Source organism: Tetzosporium hominis (assembly GCF_002265435.1).
GTDB lineage: Bacteria > Bacillota > Bacilli > Bacillales_A > Planococcaceae > Chryseomicrobium > Chryseomicrobium hominis.
Map to the genome: position 1 here is coordinate 1 of NZ_NOKQ01000232.1, position 267 is coordinate 267.

The window sequence follows — 267 nt, forward strand, 5'->3', positions numbered from 1 at the left end:
TTCTGCCGCATATGCGATGGACTGAAGACCTGAAGAGCAGTAGCGATTGACTGTAATTGCCGGGACCGTGTACGGCAGTCCCGCAAGCGCGCCAATATTTCTCGCCATATTTAGCCCCTGTTCCGCTTCAGGTGTTGCACAGCCGATAATCAAATCGTCAATATTGCCTTCGTAGCCGCCTGCCCGTTTCAGTGTTTCTTTTACGCAAATCGCTCCCAAATCATCCGGACGAACGGTGGCCAACGATCCTTTTTTTGCTTTCCCAAC

The 267-nt window shown here is 51.3% G+C and carries 1 protein-coding gene; it reads right to left on the reverse strand.

Features of this window, described 5'->3' with window-relative positions:
- Nucleotides 1–267: thiolase family protein (locus CF394_RS11320; protein WP_500691226.1), on the reverse strand; the 267-nt coding region annotated here is incomplete at both ends.